This window comes from Nocardia sp. NPDC004260 (genome assembly GCF_053603155.1).
Genome location: NZ_JBSGEZ010000063.1, coordinates 1 through 14,823, shown reverse-complemented (window position 1 = coordinate 14,823; position 14,823 = coordinate 1). Strand labels below are relative to the sequence as shown.

At 70.4% G+C, this 14,823-nt stretch carries 6 protein-coding genes; 2 read left to right on the top strand and 4 right to left on the bottom strand.

The genetic code is table 11. The features are described 5' to 3' along the window. Nucleotides 1–71: 71 nt before the first annotated feature. Nucleotides 72–1,340 (bottom strand): TetR/AcrR family transcriptional regulator, encoded by a 1,269-nt coding sequence (locus ACWEO7_RS29160; protein WP_452427938.1) that lies wholly within the window; start codon nt 1,338–1,340, stop codon nt 72–74. Between the two features lie 127 nt (nt 1,341–1,467). Here ACWEO7_RS29160 and ACWEO7_RS29155 point away from each other — a divergent pair, with 127 nt between their 5' ends. Both ACWEO7_RS29155 and ACWEO7_RS29150 read left to right on the top strand, forming a co-directional pair. Then, entirely contained in the window at nt 1,468–2,283 is an 816-nt protein-coding gene (locus ACWEO7_RS29155) for an enoyl-CoA hydratase-related protein (protein WP_452427936.1), read from the top strand. A gap of 48 nt (nt 2,284–2,331) precedes the next feature. Further along, on the top strand, nt 2,332–3,357 hold the full coding sequence (locus tag ACWEO7_RS29150; RefSeq protein ID WP_452427934.1) for an SDR family oxidoreductase: 1,026 nt from the start codon (nt 2,332–2,334) through the stop codon (nt 3,355–3,357). 22 nt (nt 3,358–3,379) lie between these two features. Here ACWEO7_RS29150 and ACWEO7_RS29145 read toward each other — a convergent pair whose 3' ends face one another. From ACWEO7_RS29145 to ACWEO7_RS29135, 3 genes are all read right to left on the bottom strand, one after another. Next, a complete protein-coding gene (locus tag ACWEO7_RS29145) occupies nt 3,380–4,621 on the bottom strand; it encodes an Nramp family divalent metal transporter (protein WP_452427973.1) in 1,242 nt (413 codons plus the stop codon). Nucleotides 4,622–4,755: 134 nt separating this feature from the next. Continuing rightward, nucleotides 4,756–5,745 (bottom strand): alpha/beta hydrolase, encoded by a 990-nt coding sequence (locus tag ACWEO7_RS29140; protein WP_450026038.1) that lies wholly within the window; start codon nt 5,743–5,745, stop codon nt 4,756–4,758. Between the two features lie 237 nt (nt 5,746–5,982). Continuing rightward, nucleotides 5,983–14,823: amino acid adenylation domain-containing protein (locus ACWEO7_RS29135; protein WP_452427932.1), on the bottom strand; the 8,841-nt coding region annotated here is incomplete at its 5' end.

Sequence of the window (14,823 nt, the reverse complement as noted above, 5' to 3'; positions counted from 1 at the left end):
TCCGCCTTCGCTGCGGCCATGCGCAGGCTGATGACGGACGCTGTCCGGCTGCGCTGTGGCCGTACACGGGGTTAATGGCGGGCATCGTCCGGCTGCGCGTTATCGGCGAGCAGCACCGCGTCCATCAGCGCGGTGACCCGGGCCAATTGCGCGGGCCGGGAATCGAATCGGATCAGCCTGCCCACATCGATCACCTGACTGATGGCGGCGTGCACCCGGAAACGCGCTTCCACCGGGTCGCCGTCCAGCAGGTTGGCCCATTCCAGCACGTTCTGCCGCTGGATGGCGCGCAGCTTGTGCTGCTCGGCCTGCGGCAGGTTGCCGAACTCGGCGTAGTACACCGCCATGATCTCGGGCATGGCGAAACTCAGTTTGGCGTAGCGGTCGGCCACGTTGCGCGCGGCGTCCGCCCGGCTCGTCGCATCGGCCAGCGCCTCGGTGATCGCGATGGCCAGCCGGTCGCCGGTGCGGTGGAACGCCGCGGCGAGCAGGTCGGCCTTGCTCGCGAAGTACCGGTACACGCTGGAGGCGTTGATGCCGACGGCGGCGCCGATCTCCTCGATGCTCGCCTCGTGATACCCCTGCCTGCCGAAGATCCGGATGGCCTCGGTGAGCAACTGCTCGCGCTTGGAGGTCACCGGGATGCCCCGCACGGGCGGGCCGGGATCAGGTTCGGCGGGCGCGGGAGGCAGTTCGGTGCGCAGGATGGCCCAGGACATCTGATGCAACAGCGGAAGCAGCCGAGCGCTCGACAGGGCGGTGCGGTGCGCGGCGATGCTGGCGATCGCGCTGAGCACGCCCGCGGCCAGCATGGCCACGTCCGCGGGCGGCGCCTCGGGTCGCAGCAGCGCGATCGGCGCCGCGAGGGTGTTGTTCAGGTCGTCGTAGATCTTCTTGATCCGGACGCGGTCGTCCCGCTCGAGATAGCGCCGCTCCCAGCGGTAGAGCCCGGCCTCGCGGCGGATGTCGACGGTGTGCTCGCTGATCGCGCGGATCAGCGCGTCGGCGCGCCGCACCGGGTCCAGCCGGGCGTCGTCGGCCCCCTGGGCCACATCCAGCAGGTGTTGCGCGCCCTCCTCCGCGGCGGCGACCAGTAACGCGTACTTGTTCGTGAAATGCCGGTAGAGGGCTGGACCGGAGATGCCGACCTCGGCGGCGATCTCGTCCACGCCGACCGGGTAGTACCCGCGTTCGCTGAACGCGCGGGCGGCCGCCCGGATGATCTGCACCTTGCGGTCCTTCGGACGGCGGCGCACCGACGGCGCGCCCTCAGCGCCCGCCCGCCTGCCCGGTTCGGGGCGCGCGGGAGCGAGATCGACCTCGCTGCGATCCGCGACCATGCACCTCTCCGTTCTCCGGCGGCGCTGGTTGACAGCGCCCGACAATGGACCCTAAGTTAACCACAATTCGCAAAGTTAACCACTATTCACGGCCTGGCGTCCGGCGAATTGCAGCTTAGGAGCAAACGTGAGCAACAACGATTCCGCGACCCCGGCCGCCCCCTCCGCCGCGAAGTTCACCGCGGTCCAGGACGGCAAAGCGCTCCGGATCACGATCACCAACCCGAAGCGGAAGAACGCCATCGACTACGACACCATGGTCGCGCTCGGGGACGCCTTCCGCGCGGCGGCGGACGACCGCGCGGTGCGGGCGATCGTACTGACCGGCGAGGGCGGCGATTTCTGCACCGGCGCCGATCTCTCGGCGAGCGCGGACGAGGCGCAGCGGGGCATCACCTCGGACATGGTGATGGACGCGGCGAACCGGCTGGTGCGGGCCATCGTCGACGCGCCGATCCCGGTGCTCGTGCGCATCCGCGGCGCCGCGGCGGGCGTCGGCGTCGGCATCGCGCTGGCCGCCGACCTGGTCTACGCGAGCGAGGACTCCTACCTGCTGCTGGCCTTCATCAACATCGGCTTGATGCCCGACGGCGGGGCGGCCGCGCTGGTGGCCGCGGCGGCGGGCCGCCCGCTGGCGGCCCGGATGGCACTGCTCGGCGAACGGCTGCCCGCCCGGGAAGCCGCGGCCGCCGGTCTGTTCACCGCCGTCGTGCCGGACGACGAACTCGACGCCGCGGTCGAGGCCGGGGTCGAGAAGATCGCCACGGGTCCGCGCCGCGCGCTGGAACTCACCAAGCACGCGCTGAACCAGGCCACGCTGGCGGCGCTGGACGCGGCTCTGGCCGCCGAGAAGGCGGGGCAGACCGAACTGCTGCGCTCCCCCGATTTCATCGAGGGCGCCACCGCGATGCTCAGCAAGCGCAAGCCCGTCTTCGCCGACTGATCAGCCCGCCGGAACGTAGCGACCGACAGGCGACTATGTTCATCGGCTATGACTTACCTGGTTACCGGGGCAACTGGGTTCATCGGTCGTTTTCTCATCCCTGAGCTCCTGAAACGCGAGGGTGACATTCACGTGCTGGTTCGGCCGGGCGACGCCTCGGCCGACCGGTTCGCCTGCTGCGCGCAGGAATGGGCGGGCGGCGACCGCGTCCGTCCGGTGCGCGGCGATCTGGGCGCCCCGGGGCTCGGCATCGATCCGACCTGGCTGGCCCGGCATCGGGGCGCCATCGAGCATGTCTTCCATCTGGCCGGGGGCTACGACCTGACCGAGCGCGGCGGCGGGACCAGGCACCTGGTCGACGTCGCCGAGGAACTGGGCGTCGGCCTGTTGCACCACGTCTCGACCGTGGAGGTGGCCGGGTCCACCGAGGGCCTGTTCACCGAGGACATGTTCGATCACGGGCAGGCGCTGGCCACCCCGGTGCAGCGAGCGAAGTTCGAGGGCGAGCGGATCGTGCGGGAATCGTCGCTGCGCTGGCGGATCTATCGGCCGTCGATCGTGATCGGGCATTCCAGGACCGGTGAGATCGATCGGATCGACGGCCCGTACTACTTCTTCCGCCTGCTGCGCATGGGCGCGCAGCTGCCGAGGCTGCTGCCGGTCCTGGTGCCCAAACTGGGCGAGACCAACATGGTCCCGGTGGATTTCGTGGCTCGCGCCCTCGATCACATCGCGCATCGCGCCGGCTCGGACAAGATCACCTATCACCTGGTGGATCCGCGCAGGCAGAGCGCTGTCGACGCGCTGAACCTGTTCGCCGACGAGGCGGGCGCGCCGCACCTGGTCGAGGTGATGCCCAAGCGCACGTTGGACATGATGTTGCGGGTTCCCGGCGCGAACTGGCTGCTGCTCCGGGTCGGCGTGCCGCTGGACGTGCTGGAGCACAGCGAATTCGCCTGCTGGTTCGATTGCAGGCACACCAGCGCGGCCCTGGCGGGCACCGACATCAGGGTTCCGCCGTTGGACGCCTACGCACCACGGATCTGGAAGTACTGGATCGAGAACTGGGTCTGAGCGGCGCGCCGCGCCGGGCGGGCTACCGCCCGGTAACGGTGAGATAGATCAGGGCGGCATTGAGCACGGAAATGATCGCCGCGACCGTCCAGGCCAGCGCGGTGGTCACGCGATGGTTGACGTCCGCGCCCATCAGCGTGCGGTCACTCGTGAAGCGCACCAGGGGTATCAGCGCGAACGGGATGCCGAACGACAGCACCACCTGGGAGATGATCAGCGCGCGGGTCGGGTCGATCCCCAGCGCGAGGACCGCGATGGCGGGGATCAACGTGATCAGCCTGCGTGTGATCAGTGGGATTCGCCGGTGCAACAGGCCCTGCATGATCATCGCGCCCGCGTAGGCGCCGACCGACGTCGAGGCCAGGCCGGAGGCGAGCAGGCCGATCGCGAGCAGCAGCGCGGCGGCCGGGCCGAGCACGTCGCCGACGGCCGCGTGCGCGTCCTCGATGGTCTCGACGTTTCGGCCGCGCAGGGTGTTGGCCGCCATGAGCAGCATGGCCAGGTTCACCGTGCCCGCCAAGATCATGGCCAGCCCGACGTCGACCTTGGTGATCCGCAGCAGCCTCGCGCGAAGCGGCCCCGGCGCGGGTTGCCCGTGCCGGTCGCGGGCCAGGCCGGAGTGCAAGTAGACCGCGTGCGGCATGACCGTGGCGCCGATCATGGCGGCGGCGAGCAGCACGCTCTCGGTGCCCTGGAAGCGCGGCAGGAGACCGCCGACCGTGCCCCCGGCCGACGGCGGGGCGATGACCACGCTCGCCAGGAATCCGATCGCGATGATCGCGAGCATCCCGGTGATCACCCGCTCGAACGGTTGCTGGCCGCGACGGTCCTGCACCAGCAGCAGAACCATCGACACCGCGCCGGTAATCACGCCGCCGACCAGCAGGGGCAGGCCGAACAGCAGATGCAGCGCGATGGCGCCGCCCACCACCTCGGCCAGGTCGGTGGCGATCGCGACCGTCTCCGCCTGGCCCCAGTAGGCCAGCCGGACGGGTCCGCTCGCCTTCGCGCGCACCGCCTCCGGCAGCGACCACCCGGTGACCAGGCCGAGCTTGGCCGAGAGGAACTGGACCAGCCCCGCCATCACGTTGGCCAGCACGATGACCCAGACCAGGAGGTAGCCGAACTGCGCGCCCGCGCTGATATTGGACGCGACGTTGCCGGGATCGACGTACGCGATGGCCGCGACGAACGCGGGCCCCAGCAGAACGGTCGCGGCACGCGCGCGCCCGGTGACGGACTTGGTCGACTCGACCAACGTAATACCCACGAACTGAATTTTACGGGTTCCCGAACTTTTTTGTGACGGTTACCCCAGAAAGACGACCGCCTGGTCGCGCGACAGCGGCGACCAGGCGGTCGGAGGAATCCTGCCGGGCGGTCCCGGCTCGATTCGGATCAGATACCGAGCCCCTTCGCGAGCACGGGCCACGACAGCTGGAACTCGTCGCGCCAGTAGCCCCACGAGTGGGTGCCCGAATCGCGGAAGTTATAGGTGGCCGGGATGCCCAGCTGGTCCAGCTTGTTCTTCAGGTTGTGCGTGCAGTAGTTGGTGCCCGCCTCGATCACGCCGCCGATGACGATCTGGTTGGCCAGACCGTATGCGCCGGGCAGCGCGTACGGACCGTTGAGCGTGTCGTACTGGCCGGGCAGGCCGTTGCCGGTGGAGATGTAGAGGTCGAGCCCGCGCAGCCCCTCGGCGTTCACGTACGGATCGTTGGCCACCCAGTCCGGCGAGCCTTCCGGACCCCACATGTTGTCGGTGTTGCCGCCGCCCCAGGTCTCGACGGTCAGCTTGACGAACTCGGAGCCGACCGGGTCACTGGTCTGCGCGCAGCCGCTGTAGGCCGCGGCCGCCTTGTACAGGCCCGGCTTGGCGATCGGCAGCGCGAGCACCGTGGTGCCCGAGGTGGACAGGCCCGCGATGGCGTTCACGCCGTTGGTGCCCAGCGCGCCGTCGACCAGCGGGGGCAGCTCCTCGGTGAAGAAGGTCTTCCACTTGTTGCGGCCGAGTACCGGGTCGTCCTTGATCCAGTCGGTGTAGTAGCTCCACTTGCCGCCGATCGGCTGGATCACATTGACGTTCTTGTCCGACAGGAACTGCAGCGCGTCGGTCTTCGCCTGCCACGAAGCTTCGTCCTCGCCGCCGCCCGCGCCGTTGAGCAGGTACAGCGTCGGACGCGGCACGGAGGCGTCGGCCGGGCGCTGGACGTCGATGATGACCTTCTCGTCCATCGCCGCCGAGTACACGTACAGCCGGATGCTGCGCGCGTCCTTGTACTCGGCCTTGGTGATGCGCGAACCGTCCGGGGCGACCGGGTTGCCCAACAGAGTCTTGGAATCGATGATCGGATCAGCTGTCGCGCTGGACGCGCCGAGACCGGTCATCATTCCCGCGAGCACCGCGGTTGCCGCGATGGCGGCCGCGGCCCGCAGGCCACCGCGCCGGCTCTGTCGACGTATCAATTTCGCACCTTCGCTTCGTCTCGAGATTCGCTCTGCATGCCCCACACGCCTGGTGGATGCCCAGGCATCCCGCCCGACCATACGGCCTATGTAGTCGTCACAACAGTGGACGTCGTTACCGCACCGTTGCCCTATCATGCCGGAACGGTGTCGGCTCGATCATGACCGCCCCATGTTCCGTGTCGCTTCCCACCCCGGGGGATCGAGCAACTCGGACAATCTAGGACCTATCTGCGCGAGCGCTTCCGGCGATGTCATCTGATCGTGCGAGACACCGACGGGATGATCGTCCACCCGGCCGTCGACATAAGGTTGCCAGCCGGCCGCCGCGGTGTCGTGACCGGACGCGCTGAAGTAGTCCAATCGGCCCCGGAAGACGTCCGGCCGGTGCTCGGCGATCAACTCGGCCGAGCGCACCGCGCTGCGGTAGATCCGGCGCACCCGGTCCGGGGTGAGCACTGCCATGTCCGGCGGGATGGTGGCGTGCAGCGCGGCCAGCGCGTCCTCGCTCAGATCGTGGACGTCGCCCTCGCCGGGCAGCAGGGCGTCCGCGCCGATGCCGAGTTCGGCCAGCGCCTCGCGGATCGCCGCCCGGAAATCCGTGACGTCGATGTCGGGGTGGCTGTCGAGCATGGTCAGCAGGCCGATCTCCTCGCCGGCGGCCTGCAGTTCGGTCGCCACCGCGTGCGCCAGCACGCCACCGAGCGACCAGCCGAGCAGCCGGTAGGGCCCGTGCGGCTGCACCGCGCGGATCTCGGCCACGTAGCGGTGCGCCATCTCGACCAGCGACTCCGGCAGGTAGCCCTCTTCGGTGAGCGCGGGCGACTGCAGGCCGAAGATCGGCGTGCCGGCGGGCACGTAGCGCGCGAGGCCGGCGTAGCACCAGGACAATCCGTACATCGGATGCAGGCAGAACAGCGGCTCGGCGGCGGCCACGTCGTGCGGCACCATGGTGCGGATCGGCAGCAGGACGCCGAGCGCCGCGTTCGAGTCCTGGTCGTAGTCGTGATCGTCGGCCAGCGCGGCCATGATCCGGGCCGCCAGCGCCGCCGGGGTCGGGTCGGTGAAGAACCACTGCACCCGCACCTCGGCGCCGGTGAGCGTGCGCAGCCTGCTGACCGCCCGCGTGGCGACCAGCGAGGTGCCGCCGAGGCCGAAGAAGTCGTCGTCCATCCCGATCCGATGCACCGGGCCGGGTCCGAGGACCTCGTCGAACACCTCGAGCACGGTCCGCTCCAGCGGCGTGCCCGGCGCGCGGTACGGACGCGCCACCAACGGCGGCGCCGGCAGCGCCTTGCGGTCGAGTTTGCCGCTGGCGTTGAGCGGAAGCTCGGCGAGCGCGACCACAGCCGAGGGCACCATGTACGACGGCAGCGCGGCGCGGGCGTGCGCCGCCAACGCGGCTTCGTCGAGGGTCGTCCCCGGCGCGCCGACGACGTACGCGACCAGCCGATCGCCGCTGGCGCCACGCACCACCGAGACCGCGGCGTGCCGCACCTGCGGATGGCTCGTCAGCACGGCCTCGATCTCACCGAGTTCCACGCGCTGGCCGCGCAGTTTGACCTGGAAATCGCTGCGGCCCAGGTATTCCAGCGCGCCGTCGTGCCAGCGCACGATGTCGCCGGTGCGGTAGAGCCGGGCGCCGCCCGCATGGGCGACGAAACGCTCGGCCGTCAGGGCCGGGGCCCCGAGATAGCCGCGCGACAATTGCGCACCCGCGACGTACAACTCGCCCGCCGCGCCCGGCGGAACCGGCTGCAACTGCCGGTCGAGCACGTGCACGCGCGTATTGGCCGCCGGGACGCCGATCGGAACCGCCGCCGCGGCGGTGTCGCGCACGCGATGGCCGGTGACCACGGTGGCCTCGGCGGGGCCGTACCAGTTGATCAGCTCGGCGCCCGGCACGGCCGCGGCGAACTTCCTCGCGGTCGCCCCGGACAACGCCTCGCCCGCGGCGAACACCCGGCGCAGCGAGGGGTACGCCACGGTCGGGCCTGCCACCGGATCCGAGAACGCGTCCAGCATCGATGGCACGAAGTGCACCGTGGTCACCGCGTTGTCCACGATGACGCGGGCCAGATAGGCCGGATCGCGATGCCCGTCGGGCGCGGCGATCACGATCGACGCCCCTGACTGCAACGGCCAGAACAACTCCCAGGCGGAGATGTCGAACGTGATCGGCGTCTTGTGCAGCACCACGTCGTCGCCGCCGTGCGGGTAGGCCGACTGCGCCCAGCGGAACTGATGCACCATCTGCCGGTGCGTAATCATCACGCCTTTGGGGCGGCCGGTGGAGCCGGAGGTGTAGATGACGTAGGCGACGGTGTCCGGACGCACCTCCGCCCGCGGCCAAGGACCCTCGTACGGAGGCAGATACAGCGTGTCCACGGCGACCACCGGCACACCGGTCGCGGTGTCGAACGCGTCCGCGGTGGTGGTCAGAACGCAGATCGGGGCGGCGCTGCCGAGGACGTACTCGCTGCGTTCGGCCGGGTGGTCCGGGTCGATCGGGACGTAACCGCCACCGGCGCGCAGCACCGCGTAGATCGCGACGACCAGGTCGATGCCGCGCCGCATGGCCACGGCGACCAGCGTCTCCGGGCCGACGCCCCAGCGCATCAGCTCGACGGCCAAGGACCGGGCGCGCGAGTCGAGTTCGGCATAGGTGAGCGTGGTGTCGCCGAAACGGACGGCTGGCGCGTCCGGCGTGCGCGCCACCTGCGCGTCGAACAGGGAGGTCAACGTCGCGCCGTCGAGTAGTTCCGGCACGTCGGTGGCGTTGTGCGCGGCCAGCTCGGCGCGCTCGGCGTCCAGCAGCACGTCGATATCGCCGACGCGCGCCTGAGGGGTGGTCACGAAGCGGCCGATCAGCGCCGAGAGCCGCTGTGCGAGCGCGAGCGCCGCCGGTTCGTCGATGACGTCGCGCAGGTACTTCACCGAGACGCGCAATTGGTTGTCCAGCACCACCATGACCGTGAACGGGTAATGGGTGCCGTTGACCGCGCCGACGCCGGTGACGTTCATACCGTCGATGGCGCCCGCCCGCTCCAGACCCTCCCGGTCCACCGGGAACGACTCGAACACGACGAGCGAGTCGAACAGCCCCTCCACGCCGACGGCTTCCTGAATGTCGCTCAGCCCCAGGTAGTGATAGTCCAGCAGGGCGGCCTGCTCGGCCTGTAGCTGCCGCAGCAGCCCGCCCAGCGTGCCGGTCGGGTCGAGCCGCACCCGCACCGGGATCGCGTTGAGGAACAGGCCGACCATCGCCTCGACGCCGTCCAGCTGGGGCGGCCTGCCGGACACGGTGGCGCCGAAGACCACGTCGTCACGGTCGGCGGTGCGACCGATCAGCAGTCCCCAGGCCGCCTGCACCACGGTGTTCACCGTGACGCCCAGCCCCGATGCGAGCCGGGTCAGCGCGGTGGTGTCGGCCGGGGACAGCTCGAACCCGGCTTCGCCTACGCCCGAGGCGATCTCGCGGCCGGGATCGACCGGCGCCAGCGGCGTCGGCTCGGTGACACCGGCCAGCGCAGCGCGCCACGCGGAACGGGCCGCTTCCGCGTCCTGAGCGACCAGCCAGGCCAGATAGTCGCGGTAGGACGGCACCGAGGGCAAGTGCCGGGATTTGCCGCCGAACGCGTACAGGGTGAGCAGATCCTTCATCAACAGCGGCATGGACCAGCCGTCGACGAGGATGTGGTGACTGGTCACCAGCAGGTGGTAGCGGGCCGCGGCGGAGCGGATCAGCGCGAACCGCAGCAGCGGCGCGGTCCGCATGTCGAAGTGGTCGGCCAGATCCGCCGCCTTGATCCGCTCCAGTTCGGTTCGGGCCGCGTCGGGTTCCAGCTGACCCAGATCGATCAGCCGCCACGGCACCTCCAGCGAATCCTGCACGATCTGTACGGGCTTGCCCTCGCTGTCGTCGGCGAAGGCGACGCGCAGGTTGTCGTGCCGGTCCAGCACCGCTTGCGCGGCCGCGCGCATCCGGCGGGCGTCCACCGCGCCGCTGAGATCGAGCACGAACTGGGTGGTGTAGACGTCCACCGAGTGCTCCGCGAGCAGGGCGTGGAACAACATGCCCGATTGCAGCGGGGTGAGCGGCCAGGCGTCGGACAGGTCGGGGTAGGCGCGGGCGAAGCGGTCGATATCGGGCTGCTTGAGCCGCACCAGCGGGAAATCGGAGGGGGTGTAGCCGCCCGCGTCCGGGCGCAGTCCGTGCTCGGCGAGGCCGCCGAGCGCGCGGATCCAGTGCTCCGCGAACGTTTTCGCGTCCTCACCGCGGAACGCGGCGGCGGCGAAGTCAAACCGGGCGAGCAGGCCGTCGTCAGTGGCGTCGACGGTCAGTACGAGCAGCAGGTCGTCGGACGGGATGTCGGTGTGCACCCGCGCCGGACGCAGATCCCGGTAGCGCAGCGCGAACCGGCCACGCCCGAGGCCACGCAGCTCGGCGGCGGTCTCGGCGTTGAGATGGCGCAACAGGCCGTAGCCGACACCGCGCGAGGGCACCGACCGGCGCAACTCCTTGATCTGCGCGATCGCGGTGCCCGCCGCCGGTCCGCCGATCAGGGCCTCGTCGATGTCGATCCGGCTCAACCGCAACGGCAGCGGATATTCGGTGACGAAGCCGCCCACCGTGCTCGCCCCGTCGGCGTCGGTGGCCGCGCGACCGTCGGCGGACAGCCGGACGACCGTACCGATGGCGCGTGTGACGGTCTCTCCCGCGGCGGTCTGCAGTGCCAGCGCCAGCGCGGTGAGCAGGATGTCCTCCACCCCGGCGTGGTAGGCCTCGGCGGCCGCGGCGACGGCCGCCGCACCCTCCGCGGTGATGGTGAGCGATACCCGGCTGCGTGCGTGCAGATCCCGTCCCTCGGTTCCCGCGCCCTCCGGGACGGAGCCGAGCGCTAGTCGCCACCAATCCATTTCGGCGACCGTGACCGGATCGTGCGCCTTGGCCGAGAGGGCGCGGATGAGCACGCCGAGGCCGGTTTCGGCGCTCGCGGGCGCGGCGTGGCGCGCCCGCTCCCACCGTGCGGTGAGCTGGTCGACGACCGCCCGCCAGGAGACGTCGTCGATGACGAGGCTGCTGGCCACGACGATCAGCGTGGAGCGAGCCTCGGGGCCGCCGGTGAGCACGAAGTAGATGTTGCGGCCCTGTTCGGGGTCGAGGGCGGCGGCGACCGCCTGCACCACGTCGTCGATGGGCAGCGAAGTCTCGCCGCGCTGCGGGTCCAGCCTGCGGAACGCCTCGCCGGTGCGTTCGGCGGCGGCGGGAATGCGCAGCACCGGCGTGCCGTCCTCGCCGTAGCGCAGTTGTACCCACAACATCGGGTGCTGCTCGAGCACGGCGGCGACCGCGCCGTGCACCGTCTCCACGGAGCAGGTCTCGGGGATGTCGAGCGCGATGGCCCGCACTTCGATGCCTTCGTCCAGCATCCGCGCGGCGTCCGGCGTCAGCGGTAGTTCGCCCGCCTCGTCACCGGGTCCGCCGCCCTCCACCGCGGCGGCGCGGGCCAGCGCGGCGACAGTCCGGCATTCGAAGACGTCCCGCGGCGCGAAGGTCACACCTCGTGCGCGCGAGCGGGAGACCACCTGGATGGACACGATGCTGTCGCCGCCGAGGGCGAAGAAGTCGTCATCGATCCCGACCCGTTCGAGACCGAGCACCTCGCCGATCACCTCGGCGATCACCAGTTCGGCGGGGGTTCGCGGCGCGCGGTAGGCGCGGAGGTCCAGCTCGGGCGCGGGCAGCGCCTTGCGGTCCAGCTTGCCCGCGGGGGTCAGCGGAATCGCGTCGAGCACGACGATCGCCGCCGGAACCATGTACTGCGGCAGTGTGCGTCCGATCCGTTCGGTCAGCACGGACGGGTCGGCCGTCGCCCCCTCGGCGGGTAGCACGTACGAGACCAGCATGGTGGCGCCCGAACCGGTTTCGCGGCCGAGTGTCACGGCGAAGTCGACTTCGGGCTGGGCCGTGAGCGCCGCGTCGATCTCGCCGAGTTCGATGCGGAAGCCGCGCACCTTGACCTGGAAGTCGTTGCGGCCCAGGTACTCCAGGACCGGCGCACCGCCGGATCGGCGCCAGCGCACCAGGTCGCCGGTGCGGTAGAGACGCTCGCCGGGCACGCCGTACGGGTCAGCCACGAAGCGAGCGGCGGTCAGTGCCGAGCGCGCGTGGTAGCCGCGCGCGAGCTGGATACCGCCCAGATACAATTCGCCCGCGACCCCTTCTGGCACCGGGCGCAGCCTGCTGTCGAGCACCAGCGACCGCATCCCGCGGATCGGTCCGCCGATCGTGACCGGCTCGCCGGGCCGGAGCGGGTCGCTGATGTTGGTCATGATGGTGGTTTCGGTCGGCCCGTAACCATTGTGGAAATCGCGTTCGGTCCGGGTGGTCCACTTGGCCGCCAGATCGGCGGGCACCGCTTCGCCGCCCGCCACGACGGCCCGTACCCCCGGCAACGCGTCCGGATCGAGCGAGGCGAGCACCGACGGCGTGAGGAAGGCGTGCGTGACGCCTCCGGCGCGCATCAGCTCGGCCAGTTCCGCGCCACCGAGGGTCGACGGCGGCGCTACCACGAGCCCGCCCGCGGAACCAAGGGCGAGCAGCAGCTCCAGCACCGACGCGTCGAACGAAGGCGACGCGAACGCCAGGGCGCGAGTGGAACTGTCGAGCCGATAGCGCTCCACCTGTTCGGTGCTGAAATTCGCCAGACCTTCGTGGGTCACCACGACACCCTTCGGCACGCCGGTGGAGCCGGATGTGTAGATCACATACGCGGCGTTGCTCGCGCGCAGCGGTCCGCGCAGCTCGTCGGGACGCAATGGCTTATCCGAGCGCGCTGCGACGTCGAGGGTGAAGTCCTGATCGTCCAAGGCCAGCCAGCCGCCGGGCAGGGGCAGGTTGTCCAGTTCGGCGGTGAGCGTCAGGCCGAGCGCTACGCCGGAGTCCGCGACCATGCGCGCGACGCGGTCGGCGGGATAGGTCGGGTCGATCGGAACGAACGCCGCGCCGGTCTTGGTCACCGCCCACAGTGCCAGCACGGATTCCACCGAACGACGGATCGCGACGGCGACCGGCACGTCCGGTCCCGCGCCGCGGTCGATCAGCGCCCGCGCCAATTGCGCCGAAGCCGCGTCGAGTTCGGCGTAACTGAAGGTGCGGTCGTCCGCGACCACGGCGATTCCGGCCGGATTCCCGGCGACGGCCGCGGCCAGCAAATCCGGCAGCGTGCGCGGCGGCACGGCTGGTGCGCCGGTACGGGTGATCAGCTCCGCGCGCTCGGAGTCGTCCAAGATCTCCAGATCGCCGACGGCGGTGTCCGGGCGCTGGGCGACCGCGGCCAGGATGCGACGGAACCTGCGGCCGAACTCGACCACGGTCGGTTCGTCGAACAGGTCACGGGCATATGTGAATTCGGCGGCCAGACCGGCTTCCGCACCGGATTCGGCGCGCTGCTCGCGCACGGTCAGCAGCAGGTCGAACTTGGCGGTGTCGGCGGCCGGGTCGAGCGCGGTGAAGCTCAGGCCGGGTAGCTCGAAGCCGGTCGCGGGCAGGTTCTCGAACGACAGCGCCACCTGGAACAGCGGATGGCGACCGGCCGAGCGCTCAGGGGCGAGCACTTCGACCAGCCGCTCGAACGGGATGTCGGCGTTGGCGAAGGCGCGCAGGTCCGTTTCCCGCGTGCGGGCCAGCAGTTCGGTGAAGCAGAGACCGGGCGTGACCCGGCTGCGCAGCACCAGCGTGTTGACGAACATGCCGATCAGGTCGTCCAGTTCGGCTTCGCCGCGGCCCGCGACGGGCGTGCCGATGGCGATGTCCTCGGTGCCGGACAGACGAGCCGATAGCACCGCGAACGCGGCGTGCACCACCATGAACAGCGTGGCGTTGTGCCGCCGCGCGAGATCGGCCAGCGCGGCGTGCACGTCGGCCTCGACGACGAAATCGGTTCTGCCGCCCGCGAAGGACTGGGCGGGCGGGCGCGGCCGGTCCACGGGCAGGTTCAGCTCGTCGGGCAGGTCGGCGAGTTCGGTGGTCCAGTAATCCAATTGCTCGCCCGCCAGCGACCCGGGGTCGTCGTCGGGGCCGAGCGCGTCGCGCTGCCAGAGCGCGTAGTCGGCGTACTGGATGGGCAGCGGGGCCCAGGACGGCTCCTGGCCGCCGGTGCGCGCCACGTAGGCCAGCATCAGGTCCCTGGTCAGCGGGCCCATCGACCAGCCGTCGGCGCTGATGTGGTGGGTGACGAAGACCAGCACGTATTCGGTGCCCGCGAGCTGGAACAGCTTCGCGCGCAACGGCGCCTCGACCGTCACGTCGAAGCCCGCGGCGACGACCCGCCGCACCTCGCCGGCGACGTGCTCGTCGCCGATCTGCACGGGAGCCAGATCCACCGGGACCTCGTGCGGAGCGAGGACCCGCTGTACCGGGCCGTCCGGCGTCTGCGGGTAGATCGTGCGCAGGATCTCGTGGCGGGCGACGAGGTCGGCGACGGCAAGCCGCAACGCGGCCACGTCCAGGTCGCCGGACAAGCGGATAGCGGCCGGGATGTTGTAGACCGACGCCGGGGTGTCGAACTGGTTGAGGAACCACATGCGCTGTTGCGCGAACGACAGCGGGATGCGGTCCGGACGCGGTCCCGCGACGAGGGGGATGCGTTTGCGTTCACCGGAGCCCCGCTCGACCTTGATCGCGAGTGCGGCGACGGTCGCTGCCTCGAAGATCACGCGGACCGGCACACGCGTGTCCAGTGTCGCGCCGATACGCGCCGCCACCTGCGTCGCCAACAGCGAGTTACCACCCAAAGCGAAGAAGTCGTCATCCGCACCGACACGCTCCACCCCGAGCACCTCAGCGAACACCGACGCCACGATCTCCTCGATCGGCGTCGACAGCGCCCGGAACGCCTGAACCTCGAACTCCGGCTCCGGCAACGCCTTACGATCCAACTTGCCGTTGACGTTCAACGGCAAAGCATCCAACACCACAAACGCCGACGGCACCAT

Coding starts and splice junctions, on each gene's coding strand:
- ACWEO7_RS29160 (WP_452427938.1), bottom strand. CDS start 1,340: ATGGTCGCGGATCGCAGCGAGGTCGATCTCGCTCCCGCGCGCCCCGAA.
- ACWEO7_RS29150 (WP_452427934.1), top strand. CDS start 2,332: ATGACTTACCTGGTTACCGGGGCAACTGGGTTCATCGGTCGTTTTCTC.
- ACWEO7_RS29140 (WP_450026038.1), bottom strand. CDS start 5,745: ATGACCGGTCTCGGCGCGTCCAGCGCGACAGCTGATCCGATCATCGAT.